This window comes from Microbacterium sp. Bi128, assembly GCF_918698205.1.
In genome coordinates this window covers 1-1,419 of the sequence record NZ_CAKKMM010001313.1, presented here as the reverse complement: position 1 = coordinate 1,419, position 1,419 = coordinate 1, and the positions used below count along the sequence as shown (strand labels likewise).

General features: G+C 71.7%; 1 protein-coding gene. It reads left to right on the top strand.

Annotated features, from left to right (window positions below; translation table 11 throughout):
* Nucleotides 1–3 precede the first annotated feature (3 nt).
* Nucleotides 4–1,419 (top strand): HNH endonuclease signature motif containing protein (locus LQV45_RS32325; RefSeq protein WP_230011624.1); only part of this gene is annotated, 1,416 nt, incomplete at its 3' end.

Below are 1,419 nucleotides of genomic sequence, written 5' to 3'. Positions count from 1 at the left end.
CACATGCACTCCGCGAACCCCGAACCAGCGCCCCACGGCGGGCACGACGACCTGTCGTCCGTGCTGAGCGAGGTGCTCGCGGCCGACGCCGAGCTGGCCGCGGCCGAGGCGCGACGGGTACGGGCGCTCGCTCGCGCCGGGCACCTCGCGTTCGACGCGATGGCGGCCCAGCGCACCTCGTCGAAGATGGCAGAGATGGCGCTGCGCGAGGTGGCATCCGAGATCGCGGCGGCCGCGCACCTCTCCGATCGATCGGTGCAGGCGCAGATCGGTCGTGCGGTGGAGCTCGTCGACGACTATCCCGTGACGCTCGCCGCGTGGGAGGCGGGGGCGTTGTCGCGAGCTCACGTGTGGGCGATCGTGGATGCCGGGCACCCGGTGCCCGTGGAGCGGCGCGACGAGTTCGACGTGCTCGCGGTCGCCACGGCCGAGGGGATGAGCCCCAGTCGGCTGAAGACCCGTCTCGCGGCTCTCGCCGAACGGCTGCAGCCCACGACGATCACCGAAAGGCATCGGGCCGGGCGCGCGACACGGAACGTGCGGGTCGTGCCCGGCGAGAACGGGATGTCGGATCTCATCGCCACCTTGCCGACTGTGCTGGCGGTGGGGATCTACGATCGGCTCACCCAGCAGAGCCGCGCGCTCATCGACGCGCGTCCCGCCGCGTCGTCCGTGCCGGGTGCGGCGTCCGTCGAACCCGGCGTCCAGCCTGCGTTCTGCCCGGAGGCCGTCGACGACGGTGTCCTGCGCACGGCCGGTACGGCATCGGTCGACGCCGACATCCGCACGGTCGATCAGGTGCGCGCCGACATTCTCGCCGACCTCCTGCTGACCGCGGCGCCCGACGCCGACCCGACCCGCGGCGACGACGGCCTCGGCACACTCGGGGCGATCCGTGCGAAGGTGCAGGTCGTGGTCCCGGCATTGACGATGCTTCAGCCCGGCGGAGAGAACCTCGACCCTGCTGCGCTCGTCGGGCACGGCCCCATCGACGCCGAAACGGCGAGCGCGATCGCCGAGGCGACGTCGCTGCTGTGGGATCGCGTGATTACGCACCCGATCACCGGGGCGGTGTTGCACGTCGACACCTATCAGCGGACCGCGGCGATCGACCGCTACCTGCGCGCCCGCGACCGGCACTGCCGGTGGCCCGGGTGTACCGCCCCCGCGGTGCGATGCGAGGTCGATCACACGCACGATGCCGCGCTCGGCGGCAAGACCGAGGTCTGCAACCTCTCTCATCTCTGCCAGAGACACCACACGCAGAAGCAGTTCACCCGCTGGAAGGTGAGACAGCTCGCCGGGGGAGTGCTCGAGTGGACCTCCCCGGCCGGGAGGGTCTATATCGACGAACCCCTTCCGTACCCTCCGGCGGTCCGGTTCGTCGCCGATCCGCCGCTCCTGCCCGCCGCGGAACCC